Raw genomic sequence first — 13165 nt, 5'->3', positions numbered from 1 at the left:
GTATACATGTTACGTTTAGAAAATAAGGTTAAGGCCCAATGAATAATTACGCGCAAAAGGATAGCTCGTATAGCTGCCACCACCTTCGATATTGCCTCTATCTTCCGGATCCCAACCGCCCGGTGTATTGTGAATCTCGAATAAGTCCTCACCACTGAAGTAGACCCGAAGCTTTTCAAGTTTGATTCGCTGGGTCAATTTTTTAGGGAAAGTATAACCGATCTGGAGGTTCTTGAGCCGCGCATAGCCTACCCGATGGGTGGTATTGGTAGATGGATTATAGTTGTAATAGCGCTTATCCGTCAGTGTAATGGCCGGGTATTGAGCATCGGTCCGTTCAGGTGTCCACGTTTTGCCATACCAATATTGCGCCGACTGAAACCAAGGGTAGTAGAAAGGCATGGAAGCTTCACCCTCTAAAATCATGGTACGTCTGCCTATGCCTTGAATGAACGCCGTGAAATCAAAGCCCTTATAAGAAGCAAAGAGGTTAATACCAAAATTATAGCGTGGGTTGGTGTCTCCCAGGTAAATCATGTCGCCCGAACCAGTTGTACCATTACCCAGTTCAGATAACCGGCCATCGCCGTCCAGGTCTTTATATTTTGCATCACCAACACCTACCTGGGTTTGAATCATCCCTTCATTGGGGAAACGTGCCCGATAGTCGGCCAAGTCCTGCTCATTCTGGATAATGCCGTCAAATACATAGCCAAAATAAGAATTTAAGGGGTAACCTGCCGGTGTTGCGTTATTGCCAAGTCCAATCAGGTTGTTACCGATCCGTTGCGTTACTTTATTTTTTGCATCGCTGATATTGGCACGCACGGAATAACTGAGGTCACCCACTTGGTCGCGCCAACCGATATTAAGTTCCCAGCCCTGAATAGCCAGCTTGCCGCTATTGGTAGTAGGCGCTTCAATACCCAGTGCCGATGGGTAGGCAATAGGGATTAACATGTTGTTATTGTTTTTCCAGAAATAATCCAACGAACCGTACAGCCGGTCGCGCAGCATACTGAAATCCATACCGATATTTTTGGAAATAATGGTTTCCCAGGTTCTCGATTTTGAGACGAGATTGGATTGTGTGGCCAGTTGGCCGCGCTGACCATTACCAAAGGGATAGTAGCCTGCGTAAAGACCGATCAGTTCGATATAGTCATAGGGTCCAATGCCCGACTGGTTCCCCATTTCACCATAGGAAGCCCGCAACTTCAGGTCATCAAAAAAGTTCAGCTTTTTAATAAAGGATTCCTCCGCCACGCGCCAGGTAGCATTAGCACCAGGGAAATAGCCCCAACGGGTATCTGGGTCAAAACGCGAGCTACCATCTGCTCTGAGGGTTGCTTCCAAGAGGTATTTATTGTTGAACGCATAATTAACCCGCGAAAAGAAAGAATTGATGGTCCAGGCATTACCCTGGCCCGTTGCTAATTGGTCTTGTGCGCTCCCTAAATTCAGTGGCATGGATTCCTGCTGATCGAAATTGATCCGCTTAGCACGAAACATATCGTAATTGGCCGATTCGCTTGCCGCACCAACCATTACACCGATATCATGCTGTCCGATAGTTTTTTTGTAGTCGCCATATAAAGTAAAATTCTTATAAAGCGTTTTAGCATATTTTCGTTCGGCACTATTAGGGAGCCTAGCTGTCCGATGATTGACATTATCCCAATTGTAGTTATATAATATTTTCTGCACAACGGAACTATCAACATCATTCTTACGCACCACCGCTCTTCCTACCAAGTTCAGGTCTTTGGTAACTTTATATGTCAGCTGGTTGTTAAAGGTAAGATTTCCTCCAGTAAGCGAAGATTCTCCGCCCTCTTCCAATACCTGTGCCGGATTGTCGAAACCTTCGAAGGTGTAGAAGTTACCGGCAGGATTACGGAGTGGTGCCCAGCTTCGCGTTTTATAGGTGAGTTCCCAGATGTTTTGCCCTTCACTGATACCTGAGGAATAGTTTCGGTTATTGGCTTCATACGATAAATTAAAATCGTACTGTAGGTTTTTGGTGAGATCAATGGTTGATTTTGCCCGGGCATAATAACGTTTGTCGTTATCAATACCGAATTTGGGTAGCCCTTCTTCCCGCGCATGTCCCAGCGATATCAGGTAGGTATATTTATCGCCACCACCCGAAACACCAAGGTGATAGTTCTGCAGGCTGCCGTTGCCAATAATTAGTTTGTTCCAATCTTGGTTTTTATAGAATTTGGGATAGCCTGTCCACCGTCCCCAATTTGAGGTTGGATCTACTTGGTCGCTACCTTCCAGAATAAGTTGCAGCTCTTCTTGGGTATATTCGATGGGAAAAGAACCATCGCTGATTTCCAGGGCCATCGCAGCGTGTTCGTATAGACTGGCGGCTTTTTTCACCAAGGCGGGTGTTTTGAGCGAGTAATAGCTGTCTAAAGAAATTCGAAGGTCCTGATTTTTCCGACCGTTCTTTGTCGTCACCAAAATAACACCGTCCGCTGCTCTGGCCCCATAAATGGCAGCCGTTCCGTCTTTTAAAACCGAAATATTTTCGATGTCAGCAGGATTGATCAAACCGATATCGCCTTCTGCTCCATCGATGAGTACGAGTGGAGAACCACCGTTAACGGAGGATACATCGCGTATACGCAATGCCGGGCTACTACCTGGTGCCCCTCCATTACGAACTACGGTAAGGCCGGGAACCTGTCCCTGTAGCGCATTGGCGGCATTCCGTACTGGGCGTGATTCGAAGGCACGTGAATCTACAGTAGATACGGCTCCTCCTAAATTAGCGCGTTTAACCGTGCCGTAACCCACCGCTACTACCTCTTCCATTTGTTGCATTTCCCCCATCAGCGTAACATTGACGGTTGTTCGCGCACCGATGTTTTCCTCCAGGGAATTAAAGCCGAGGTAGGAAAAAATCAGTACACCAGTTGTTTCACTTACGCGGAGACTGTACTTACCGTTTGCATCGGTTAAGGTACCGGTTTTTGTGTTTTTTAAAAGAACACTTACACCCGGTAAGGGTTCTCCCATTTCATCAAGTACTTGTCCGCTAACTGTTTGCTGTTGATTCGTCGCCATTTGCTTAACGCTTTTAGGGCTTACAGCGGTTAAAATCACATCCTTGCCGATCACTTTATAATCGACTTCACTTGCAGGAAAAATATCTGCTAAAATTGCAAGAACCGCCCTTTTATCAGCCTTTATCGATATAGGCTGTTCTACGTCAATGAGGTTTCCATCGTAAAAGAAGCGAAAATCAGATTGGTCTTCAATCGCATCCAGTACGTCAATAATCCGTTTGTTTTTAAGCTCAAATGATAATTTGGTTTGCTGCGCATAAGAATCTATTGCGAATACAACATTGACTGACAAGAAAAAAAATGCCAGTATTAATTTCATGGTACGTAGTATATTTGAGAATCTGCAATAACAATAACGCCAGCTCCAAACACGTTGGAGTTGATAGACAATTTTCATATTTTTGTTATGATTTAAGTAAAAAAAATAAATTTATTTTCGATTTATTTTACACGGGAACATGCTGGTAACATGTTTCCGTGTTTTTATTTTAGCGTGCTCTTATTTTATCATAGGCAATTACATTAGGTTTATATCAAGATCGTCCCAATCTTTTTTGTTAGCGTTGTTTGGTTATTTTTATTAAGGGTTTTGTTCTGGTTGTTGGTGTTGCATGTTCAAATGAATAGGTCATCTTCGATGCGAGCGTAATATAATCCAATACTTGCTGTAAAGGTTTATTTTCAAAGGTACCGGTAAAGGTGCCTTGTTCAACAGACCTATCTGCGACGTCAATGTCAACATCGTAAAACGTGCTGATGCGATTCAGTACCTCTTTCATCGGTGTTTTTCTGAATACCAAGCGATTGTGCAGCCAATCTAATGCTCGATCCGTGTTAACCGTCGTTACGGATAAATTGTTGTCTTTTGTTGTGTAAATTGCTTTTTCAGCAGGTTTTAACCGTTTTTTTATTTTTTTTTCCGGAAAAGTCAATTCGATACTTCCGGAGATCAATGTAGCCTGAAGGGTTTGGCTTTCTCGATTTTCTTCTACGCTAAAAGCCGTTCCCAACACGTTGATATACATCGAGCCATCACCAACCTTTACCTGAAAAGGTGTTTTTGCATTCGGTACGATCGAAAAGTATCCTTTTCCATGCAAAGTAACCTGTCTTTTTTGATCCATCGAAGCTGGATAGCTAATACTGCTCCCTGCACTAAGAAAAACCTGAGATCCGTCCGGCAGCGCCAATTTGGTTTGCGCATGGTTTTGAGCAGAAACCGTAACAAGGGTAGGGGAAGTTGCTTTTGGATTGGGGGTAATAAATAGCGTACCCAAGCCGAATAAGCCGATAAGAATGGCTGCAGCGATGCTCACTCTTTTAATAATTCGTAAGCGTCTTCTTCCCCGCATGCGCTGCTCGAGATGATTGAATGCTGTGTGTGGATCGGTATATTTTAGTTTTTGTTGGATTAGCCGTGCATTATAAATAAAGGCCATGCGTTGCAACAGTTGTTGGTTGAAAGCCGAGCTATTGGCCCACTTTTCTACCAGCTGTTTTTCTTCAGCAGTAAGTGTTCCCGCGAGATAACCTACCAAGGTAGACGCATCCGGTATTTCGTTATATTGGTCTTTACTCAAGTTTATGCTTTTTATACAGGGACGACACATAACTGCCCGCATACCCTAAACCAAAATATTCTTTTCTGTATTCTACCGTAAATAATTGCTTTTGTTGCTAGCCTGATAATCCCTATCTTTGCTCGCAACCTGATGATGTTATGAATGATCTTGATCTCTTCGAGGCTATACGAGAAGGGAATTTATTTGCGTATAAAGAAATGTTTCTGAAATACTATGCACCTTTGTGTGCCTATGCTGCGCAGTTTTTATCGGATACAGATGCAGAGGAATTAGTGCAAGATCTGATGCTCTATATCTGGGAAGCAAGGAATCATTTAATCATCGCCACCTCCTTAAAATCCTATCTTTTTATTGCTGTAAAGAATCGATCGTTCAACGCCATTCGCAAGCAGAAATACCGTGAACGCATACATGCTAAACTTTACAGCAGTTTAGAGGAAGAGCAGCTAGATGACCCCGATTTTTATATGGCAGACGAATTAGCCGTTAAGATCAACGATGCCATTCAGGATCTTCCGGAAAGCTATCGCAAAACATTTGAAATGAGTCGTTTCGAAGGGCTGACCAATGCAAAGATTTCATCCAAACTTGATGTGTCCATTAAAACGGTGGAGTATCGAATAACCAAATCGTTGAAAATATTGCGGGGCAAATTAAAAGATTACATGATGTTATTTTAAATTCCTTCATTAGGTCGGGTATCACGTATATCGTCTATTCAGTTACAACTCTCCTTGATTTAGTTACAGCACTGCAAAACTGAATGCAGATTTTTGTTTCATTAATTGTTAAGTGTAATTCTTATGGAAAATCAAGCAGAATCAAAGAACAATAAGCAACCCGTTGCATTAGTAACAGGCGCTAACCAAGGTGTAGGAAATGAAATTGCCAAAGCGCTCGCAGCAAATGGCTATCGAGTATATGTCGGATCGCGTAACTTAAGCAATGGCGAAAAAGCAGCTGCTGAAATCGGTGAGAACGCTACAGCGATCCAGCTGGATGTTACCCGGCAACAATCCATTAACGCGGCAGTGGAGCGCATCGGGCAAGCATATGGCCGCCTCGATTTGCTGGTCAACAATGCTGGTATATCCCATGCTGGAAAACCAGGCCGTTCAATGGAAGAGGTTTTGGAAGAAGGTCGTGCTACCACCGCATCGCTCGACGAAGTGCGCGCTGTTTGGGAAACCAATGTGTTCGGCGTTATCGCCGTTACGCAGGCAGCACTGCCCTTATTGCGTAAGTCTGACGCTGCCCGTATTGTCAATGTATCGAGTGGATTAGGATCCCTTACTTGGCTGTCCGATCCGGCCTGTTGGGCAAGGGAGCACTTCGGTGTTGTCTATGCAGCTTCAAAAACAGCTCTTAATGCCGTTACCCTTTCTTTTGCCCTAGAATTGGAAAAGGAAAATATCAAGGTTAATGCTACCAGTCCTGGCTTTACAGCTACTGCACTGAATAACTTTCAGGGCACGGACAGTCTGGAAGTAGGATCTCGCGAACCGGTTCGCGTGGCGCTGGAAACCGATGGACCGACTGGTCATTTTACCGGTCCGGATGGAGCGCTTCCTTGGTAAACCGTCATCAAGCGCGAGGATAGTATTAAGATTGCTTACTTTATGACCGTTGCTTGAAATAAGAAACGGTCATAATCATTATCTTACAGCATGAAACCGCAAACGCCGAAAGTTGTCAAATTGGGATCGATAACCGAGATACACCGTATACTCGGCCTTCCAGGCCCAACTCATCCACTGATCAGTTTACTGGATACCACGGAAGGACGGGTTAACCTAAGTCGATTACCATTAAGTTATGTAACGAGTCTTTACAAAATTTCCTTCGTGACGAAATTGGGTGGCAAGTTTAGATACGGCCAAGGCTATTATGATTTTGACGAAGGCAGCCTGCTTTTTACGGCACCTAACCAGGTCGTTGGTAATACGGCAAATTATGCCGGGAATGAAGGCTATTCATTGATTATTCATCAGGATTTTTTTCAAGGCTATCCGCTTGCCGCGAAAATTAAACAATACGGTTTCTTTTCCTACGCTTCCAATGAGGCGCTTCATCTTTCCGAGAAGGAGCGGACAACGGTGTCGTCCATTTTTACCATCATTCAGGACGAACTCAATAATCAGATAGACGATTTCAGTCGCGAAGTGGTTATTGCACAGATCGAGTTGCTGTTAAGTTACGCCAAGCGCTTCTACAAGCGGCAGTTTTTGACTCGTCAGCCGGCTAGCAGCGACTTACTTCAACAATTGGAAGAACTGCTGCATGTCTATTTTGATGAAGGAGAAGCGATAAAGCGCGGCATGCCCACGGTACATTACCTGGCAGAACATTTACATTACACCCCCAATTATCTAAGCGATATGCTGCGTTCGCTCACCGGCCTGAATGCACAGCAGCATATCCATGAAAAGCTAATCGAGAAAGCCAAGGAATTACTCGCTACAACAACCTTAACGATCAGCGAAGTGGCCTACGAGCTAGGTTTTGAGCATTCGCAGTCATTCAGTCGATTATTTAAAATGAAAACAAAGCTTTCACCAGTGCAATTCAGAGCAGCCTTTTGACGGTTGTACACGATTAAACCATCTGATGCTGCCATGTTGGCGTTAAAACTTACTTTCAATCACAGATTTGTTGTCAACAGGATTCATAGGTGTAAACAAGTTGACTAAGTTACCGTCAGGATCACGGAATAGAAGTGATTTATTTCCCCAAGGCATTATTGTAGGTTTCTGAACCAGATAGGGCTGTAAGAGATCAGCCAATCTTTCATAATCACTATCTACATCCTCAACCCTAAATTCTATGATTACACTACGGTTTGTGGAGGCTTGGGCAACAGACTCGCCACCGAAAAACTGCAGTGTTCGAGTACTTCCTATGGCTAAGGTTGCCGTTTTTGTTCTTAATTCCACAAAATCAGGGGTATAACGCACAACAGAACTTTGAGTCACCTGTTCGTAAAATGCGGTTAAGCCATTTATATTGGCCGTTATAATTCGGATTGATACTAGATTCATGCTATCTCCTTTTAATTTACGCTTCAAAAGTAAATTTGTCTTATGACAAGGGTATGTCAGGAGCGATTGAGTTTTTTTAATATATTCAGATTATAGGAGTTCATAAGTTAATGATAACTTTGTTTATATGATAGAATATTCCAAAAAATCGACTTCAATGCCTGGATTTCTTAAATAGATCAAGGAAAAACAGGTTAATCATCGGCGCTTTTGCGGATAAGCAAATCCTTATACAAAATGAAATTAATCGCAATAGAAGAACACTTTTTGACAAAAGCGGTCAGGGAGGCTTGGTCAAAAAATCCGGACAAAGATGATCCAACTCAAAATCTCCATTTAGGTGAGATTGAAAACCGTCTGGAAGATATAGGAAACGTACGACTTCAACTTATGGAGGAAACAGGTATTGATGTGCAGGTACTTTCGCTTACAAGTCCGAGCCTGCATAATTTGGGAAGTGAAAGTATCAATCTTGCCATTGAAACCAACAACTATATAACAGAAATTATAAGGAAGACACCTGACAGGTTTCAGGGGTTTGCAGCATTGCCCATGTATACACCGAAGGAAGCTGCAAAAGAATTAGAACGCTCCGTAAATGAACTTGGACTAAAGGGAGCGATGCTTTGCGGGCGAACACGGGAGAAAAATTTAGATCATAAAGACTTTTGGGAAGTGTTTGAATGTGCGGAAACACTGGGTGTTCCTTTATTCATACATCCTCAAATTCCACAAAAGGCAGTCAGGGATATTTATTACACAGGCTTTGATGATATGACTGATCTTGCTTTTTCCACTTTTGGACTTGGCTGGCATTACGAAGCAGGAATACAATTCGTCCGATTAATTTTAGCAAAGGTCTTTGACCGTTTTCCCAACCTTCAAATTATTCTAGGGCATTGGGGTGAAGTGATTTTGTTTTATACCGAAAGATTGGCATCATTAAACAGAGCAACTCAACTCAGTAAACCATTTATTGACTATGTACGGCAAAATCTGTATATAACCGCAAGTGGAATGTTCAGTCACGATTACCTGCAACGGTCTCTTGAAATCATAGGGATCGATCGCATACTATTTTCTTCCGATTATCCCTATCAGTATCGGCAGGGGCATGATGCCCGCAACTTTTTAGAAGCAACCGCATTAAGTGATGAAGACAAAAGAAAATTCGCATTTGCGAATTGGGAACAATTAATTGGAGGGAGAAATCATTAACAAAAAATATGATCGTTTCCCAACAGCAATTGAACGATCTGCGATAACACCGTCATATACACGTCTTCTATTTTTGCGTTATACTTAACGCAACAAAAAATGACAAAAAAGTATCTGTTGGAAATTGTCAATTATAGCAATTGGGCTGATAACGCTGTAATCAAATGGCTTGAACAAATCAGCGATGAGCAATGGGAAAAGGAAATAGTAAGCAGTTTTAATTCAATTGCAAAAACAGCAATCCATCTAGTGAGCGCTAAAAAGATTTGGATTGATTTTTGGAAAAATGTAGCTAATCCGGTTTTTCTTTCAGCTGGATTTATGGGAACAAAAAGCGAACTGATTGAAATCTGGAAGAAAACAATGGACGATTACCAAAACCTCATTGCGAATTACCTCGAAGCAAATTATTCCCAGATAATTTCGTTCAAGGTAAGAGGGAAAGAATGGAAAATGGAGTTTGCACAAACCGTTTTGCATCACAACAACCACGCTACTTATCATCGCGGACAATTGGTAACCATGTTACGGCAAGTCGGTTTTACTGGTTTTTCTAACACAGATTTGGCAACTTATTTTGTCGCTGGCTCGGTTGGGCTATGATGGCTTAAAGCTTTAATCTAATCATTATGGCTTTCTCAAATTATATAGACAGTAAAATGCAAATAGGATAGAAACTAAATCCCATCATTAATTTAACTAAAATCTGTATATTAGATAATCAATTCATTTAAGACAATTTCTTAAACCCTGAATTATGCGTAATAATCGTCGTAAATCTTTGATCGCCTTTAGTATCATAATTCTAGTCGTCTTATCGATCTCTTTAAGCGGTTGGTCACTATTTCCTTTCGGAAAACGATACTTGCCGGATTATTTCTTTGATAACGTTTCCAGCGGAATCAAAGGATATGTCCGACCGAATGAACGACTAATTCTCTTGAACGACTCCATTTTTCATCCGGAAGAAGGGAAGTACGCACTTGGCGTAAACCGTGCTTCTACGATAGTAGAATACAGTAGGGAAAGGGCGATGGATAAATTTGGTGATACCGGACAGCATGGTGCAGTAGAGATAAGGGGCAGCAAAGCACAGATCTTTTATGGAAAAGAAGATAGCGTTCGCATGAATAAAAAAATGGCCCTTCTCTTGGCTCATAACACCAGTTCCGTTCCTTCTCCCTTAAACCTGGGCCTTAACGCCATTCATTCCACTGGAGAAATAGATGATACGCTATTTCTAGGATCCTTAGCTTACCGTTTAAAAGGTGATACGATGCTGACCTTAACACCGGATAACCTATATTATGTCAGCAACAGTGAGAAGAAAAAGGAAAAAAGTAGACGCTTGCTTATTTATCGCTATGGGAAATTAGATACTATTTTAAATGGCCGTATAAAGATTGAAGGAAATATTCAGCCGGGATCGAACCTATATAATTATAATAAAAGCATAGCCATCTACCGCAAGTGGGCAGCAAACACCCTTGTCGGCGTCTTGGGTAATCGCCACGTATTAACCGTTAATGGCAAGAATATTAAGGAGCCTCTTAATAGGATACAAGCAACAGGAGGTTCTGTACGCTACCTGAATGGAATAGAGGCCGTGAAGAAATATGGGATAAAAGGATTATTCGGTGCTGCCGAAGTTTCCGGAAATAATTTGAAGTATTTCCGGAATTGAGTAAAATGTTAAGAATAATGCAATAAGTTTATTAGAAGCCAATAATTTAATAGTTATGTATGGCTTTTTTATTTAAGAATACCGTTTCTAAATTTATACACTGAATTGTGAAATCAACATGTTTTTTTTATTAGCTAATGAACCGATGATTAAAATAGCTTACCAAATACAATCTCAATTGACATCCTACCTGCAATCAAAATCCTATATCCAATTATTTTTCATTTTTCTTATTGCTGAAATGACTTTTTCAGGTGTCACTGCTTTTATCGCGACCATGATTGACCCCGACTTAACCTATAATCCGATTGAAAAGGAAAGTATTTACGTTATCTTTATAATATCTGTTATCGTTGCCCCGATAATAGAAACCTTTATTTTCCAACGAGGAGTTATCGAAATTGGATACAGGTTTAAATTAAAGGGAAGATGGCTGGTTTTCTTATCAGCCATTTTATTTGGTACGGCTCACCATTATAATTTAGTATATGCTCTTATAATGTTTTTCATAGGGCTCCTCTTTGCATATTCCTATTTAATTATTCGGAATAGGTATGATACCGCCAAAGCAACACTTTTTGTTGTTCTTTTACATGCTGCTTCCAATCTGGTAGCCTTTTTAAATAATGATGTTTTTGATTTATTCTGATAAACAACCCCCACGACGGATAGTGTTGAGAGAGTCCCTCTAGCTTCTTATCCTCAGCTCACTTTAAAACCCTGCAAACTCATTTCATTATGTCAGACTCCTCATCAGAAGGAACGAAAATTTCTTTTCCTTCCGCATATATTTTTCCCCAATGACATAAACGATCCAAAATGGGAAGCAGCTCTAATCCCTTGTTCGTCAAAAGGTATTTGATCCCAATGGGTACTGTATCAGGTATTTCTCTTTTAACCAAAATAGCATGCGCTTCCAATTCTTTTAATTGTCGTGCCAAAACAGTTTCAGAAATATTGGGCAATCGTTGTTGTAAAAGATGGAAACGATTGTTTCCCTGGGAAATATAAAAAATAATCTGTGATTTCCACCGGCCACTAACGATGCTGATTGCTGAATTACGTTCACATACCTGAAAAAGGAATTGCTCATTGATCGCATTGCTTGAATTTTCTTTACGCATAACAAGTAAGGATTAAGGCTAACAATTTTGTTAGTCATTGTTTGTAAAAGTACGAACTAAGACCTTTGACAAAAATAAGAACGATGAAAATAAGTATTTATATCGCTGTATCAGCAAACGGATTTATCTCTAATTCGAAAAACGACCCTTACTGGTTATCCTCGGAGTATGGTGCGGGTTTTGCGTCTATTTGCCAAAGAACAAAAGCCGTAATTATGGGCAAAACCACCTATAACATTCTTGCTCCCGACTATTTGCCCTTAACAGATGAAGGCACAACGGTTGTGCTCACATCCGATAAGCATGCAAAATCTGATAATCCGACAGTGGTTTTTACGCAAGATACTGCCAAAGACATTCTTCAGATGCTTACCGAAAAGGGCCATACAGAAGCCGTCATTATTGGTGGAACCACAGTTATGAGCAACTTTATTCAGGCAGAACTGGTAGATGACATTTATTTTGTAATGGAGCCATTTCTCTTCGGAAACGGCTTGCCCTTGCTAAAAGGTGTTGATGGCGAATTAAAGCTCGATCTAATAGAAGTGAAAAAGCTGAACAGAAATACGGTTCAATTACATTACGCCATAGCAAAACCCTCCTAACGGATGACAATTTTAAAACTACAATTGTAGTTTTATTTTTTGTTGTAATATAGTAGTTTATGTTTAACTTTTCATATAATATTTATGATTCAAGAACGCCCTCGCTACTTGTCTGCCACGCTGTCTGTGATTATTTCAAAGTGAGGAGTCTATGGTTATTATTAGGACGAAAACAATCTGAAAGCGATATATTTTTTTCTTATCAAAAATTATGAAACAATTGTTTCAAATATTTTTATATTTGCACTGTTATGGCAAGATTAGTAGCATTTGATGAAGAACGGGCAATACAGAAAGCAATGGAGGTTTTTTGGAAAAAAGGTTATGCGGCTACTTCCATGCGTGATCTGACCGATGCTATGCAAATCAATAGTAGTAGCCTATACAATACAATCGGCGATAAGCACCAATTATTTGTCAGATGCATCAGGCATTATACAAAAATGCGTATCCAGGCGATTGAACAACGTTATGCCGATTTAGGGTCGTCTATTCAGGTACTTGAAAACTTTATCAAAGATGCTGCAGATATTATTACAACAGAACCAAATAGTTGTATGTGTATAAAGGCTACTTTTGAAATAGAAGGGGACAATCCCGACATACAAGCCGTTATAAACGCTTATGATGATTTCACCCACCAGTTTCTGAAGAATTTAATAGAACATGCACAGAATCAGGGTGAAATTGACGGAAATGAAAGTGCAGATACTATTGCCGATTACCTTAACAGTTTATTTATCGGTTGGTACAATTCATTTGTTCTGCATAAGAACCGTAATAAAATTCTAAATATGGCCGGTTTTGCCATCCGCCATTTAAGATGTTAAAAT

General features: G+C 41.0%; 13 protein-coding genes. 9 read left to right on the top strand and 4 right to left on the bottom strand.

Features of this window, described 5'->3' with window-relative positions; genetic code table 11:
• Positions 1-15: 15 nt before the first annotated feature.
• Positions 16-3399, bottom strand: coding sequence for a SusC/RagA family TonB-linked outer membrane protein (locus RYH73_RS08300; RefSeq protein ID WP_335312950.1), 3384 nt, complete (start codon positions 3397-3399; stop codon positions 16-18).
• Between the two features lie 238 nt (positions 3400-3637).
• On the bottom strand, positions 3638-4660 hold the full coding sequence (locus tag RYH73_RS08295; protein ID WP_335312949.1) for a FecR family protein: 1023 nt from the start codon (positions 4658-4660) through the stop codon (positions 3638-3640).
• 140 nt (positions 4661-4800) lie between these two features.
• On the opposite strand from RYH73_RS08295, the gene RYH73_RS08290 reads away from it, so the two are divergent.
• The 3 genes from RYH73_RS08290 (at position 4801) to RYH73_RS08280 (ending at position 7245) form a co-directional block, all read left to right on the top strand.
• On the top strand, positions 4801-5343 hold the full coding sequence (locus RYH73_RS08290; RefSeq protein WP_335312948.1) for an RNA polymerase sigma-70 factor: 543 nt from the start codon (positions 4801-4803) through the stop codon (positions 5341-5343).
• A gap of 123 nt (positions 5344-5466) precedes the next feature.
• Complete coding sequence (locus RYH73_RS08285; protein WP_335312947.1) at positions 5467-6240, top strand: SDR family NAD(P)-dependent oxidoreductase; 774 nt, start codon at positions 5467-5469, stop codon at positions 6238-6240.
• Positions 6241-6330: 90 nt separating this feature from the next.
• Complete coding sequence (locus RYH73_RS08280) at positions 6331-7245, top strand: helix-turn-helix domain-containing protein (protein ID WP_335312946.1); 915 nt, start codon at positions 6331-6333, stop codon at positions 7243-7245.
• Between the two features lie 42 nt (positions 7246-7287).
• Here RYH73_RS08280 and RYH73_RS08275 read toward each other — a convergent pair whose 3' ends face one another.
• Positions 7288-7701 (bottom strand): VOC family protein, encoded by a 414-nt coding sequence (locus RYH73_RS08275; protein WP_335312945.1) that lies wholly within the window; start codon positions 7699-7701, stop codon positions 7288-7290.
• Positions 7702-7938: 237 nt separating this feature from the next.
• On the opposite strand from RYH73_RS08275, the gene RYH73_RS08270 reads away from it, so the two are divergent.
• From RYH73_RS08270 to RYH73_RS08255, 4 genes are all read left to right on the top strand, one after another.
• Entirely contained in the window at positions 7939-8919 is a 981-nt protein-coding gene (locus tag RYH73_RS08270; RefSeq protein ID WP_335312944.1) for an amidohydrolase family protein, read from the top strand.
• A 99-nt stretch (positions 8920-9018) separates the two neighbouring features.
• A complete protein-coding gene (locus tag RYH73_RS08265) occupies positions 9019-9522 on the top strand; it encodes a DinB family protein (protein ID WP_335312943.1) in 504 nt (167 codons plus the stop codon).
• A gap of 154 nt (positions 9523-9676) precedes the next feature.
• Positions 9677-10603 carry a hypothetical protein gene (locus RYH73_RS08260; protein ID WP_335312942.1) on the top strand — a complete coding sequence of 309 codons (927 nt, stop codon included), beginning with the start codon at positions 9677-9679 and terminating at the stop codon, positions 10601-10603.
• A 145-nt stretch (positions 10604-10748) separates the two neighbouring features.
• Positions 10749-11252: a CPBP family intramembrane glutamic endopeptidase gene (locus RYH73_RS08255; RefSeq protein WP_335312941.1), complete on the top strand. Its 504-nt coding sequence runs from the start codon at positions 10749-10751 to the stop codon at positions 11250-11252.
• A 79-nt stretch (positions 11253-11331) separates the two neighbouring features.
• Here the strand turns inward: RYH73_RS08255 and RYH73_RS08250 are convergent, their stop codons facing one another.
• Positions 11332-11727 (bottom strand): winged helix-turn-helix transcriptional regulator, encoded by a 396-nt coding sequence (locus RYH73_RS08250; RefSeq protein ID WP_335312940.1) that lies wholly within the window; start codon positions 11725-11727, stop codon positions 11332-11334.
• An 83-nt stretch (positions 11728-11810) separates the two neighbouring features.
• Between RYH73_RS08250 and RYH73_RS08245 the strand changes: the two genes are divergently transcribed.
• Both RYH73_RS08245 and RYH73_RS08240 read left to right on the top strand, forming a co-directional pair.
• On the top strand, positions 11811-12332 hold the full coding sequence (locus RYH73_RS08245; RefSeq protein ID WP_335312939.1) for a dihydrofolate reductase family protein: 522 nt from the start codon (positions 11811-11813) through the stop codon (positions 12330-12332).
• 251 nt (positions 12333-12583) lie between these two features.
• Entirely contained in the window at positions 12584-13162 is a 579-nt protein-coding gene (locus tag RYH73_RS08240; RefSeq protein WP_335312938.1) for a TetR/AcrR family transcriptional regulator, read from the top strand.
• The last annotated feature ends 3 nt before the right edge of the window (positions 13163-13165 follow it).

Source organism: Olivibacter sp. CPCC 100613 (assembly GCF_036959255.1).
In the GTDB taxonomy this organism is placed as follows: Bacteria; Bacteroidota; Bacteroidia; order Sphingobacteriales; family Sphingobacteriaceae; genus Olivibacter.
Note: the sequence above shows the minus strand (reverse complement) of the source record. Positions and strands in the feature narration are given on the sequence as shown.

Excerpts from the sequence above, each read along its gene's own strand:
- RYH73_RS08300 (WP_335312950.1), bottom strand. The coding sequence starts at position 3,399 with ATGAAATTAATACTGGCATTTTTTTTCTTGTCAGTCAATGTTGTATTC.
- RYH73_RS08290 (WP_335312948.1), top strand. The coding sequence starts at position 4,801 with ATGAATGATCTTGATCTCTTCGAGGCTATACGAGAAGGGAATTTATTT.
- RYH73_RS08285 (WP_335312947.1), top strand. The coding sequence starts at position 5,467 with ATGGAAAATCAAGCAGAATCAAAGAACAATAAGCAACCCGTTGCATTA.
- RYH73_RS08280 (WP_335312946.1), top strand. The coding sequence starts at position 6,331 with ATGAAACCGCAAACGCCGAAAGTTGTCAAATTGGGATCGATAACCGAG.
- RYH73_RS08275 (WP_335312945.1), bottom strand. The coding sequence starts at position 7,701 with ATGAATCTAGTATCAATCCGAATTATAACGGCCAATATAAATGGCTTA.
- RYH73_RS08270 (WP_335312944.1), top strand. The coding sequence starts at position 7,939 with ATGAAATTAATCGCAATAGAAGAACACTTTTTGACAAAAGCGGTCAGG.
- RYH73_RS08265 (WP_335312943.1), top strand. The coding sequence starts at position 9,019 with ATGACAAAAAAGTATCTGTTGGAAATTGTCAATTATAGCAATTGGGCT.
- RYH73_RS08260 (WP_335312942.1), top strand. The coding sequence starts at position 9,677 with ATGCGTAATAATCGTCGTAAATCTTTGATCGCCTTTAGTATCATAATT.
- RYH73_RS08255 (WP_335312941.1), top strand. The coding sequence starts at position 10,749 with ATGATTAAAATAGCTTACCAAATACAATCTCAATTGACATCCTACCTG.
- RYH73_RS08250 (WP_335312940.1), bottom strand. The coding sequence starts at position 11,727 with ATGCGTAAAGAAAATTCAAGCAATGCGATCAATGAGCAATTCCTTTTT.
- RYH73_RS08245 (WP_335312939.1), top strand. The coding sequence starts at position 11,811 with ATGAAAATAAGTATTTATATCGCTGTATCAGCAAACGGATTTATCTCT.
- RYH73_RS08240 (WP_335312938.1), top strand. The coding sequence starts at position 12,584 with ATGGCAAGATTAGTAGCATTTGATGAAGAACGGGCAATACAGAAAGCA.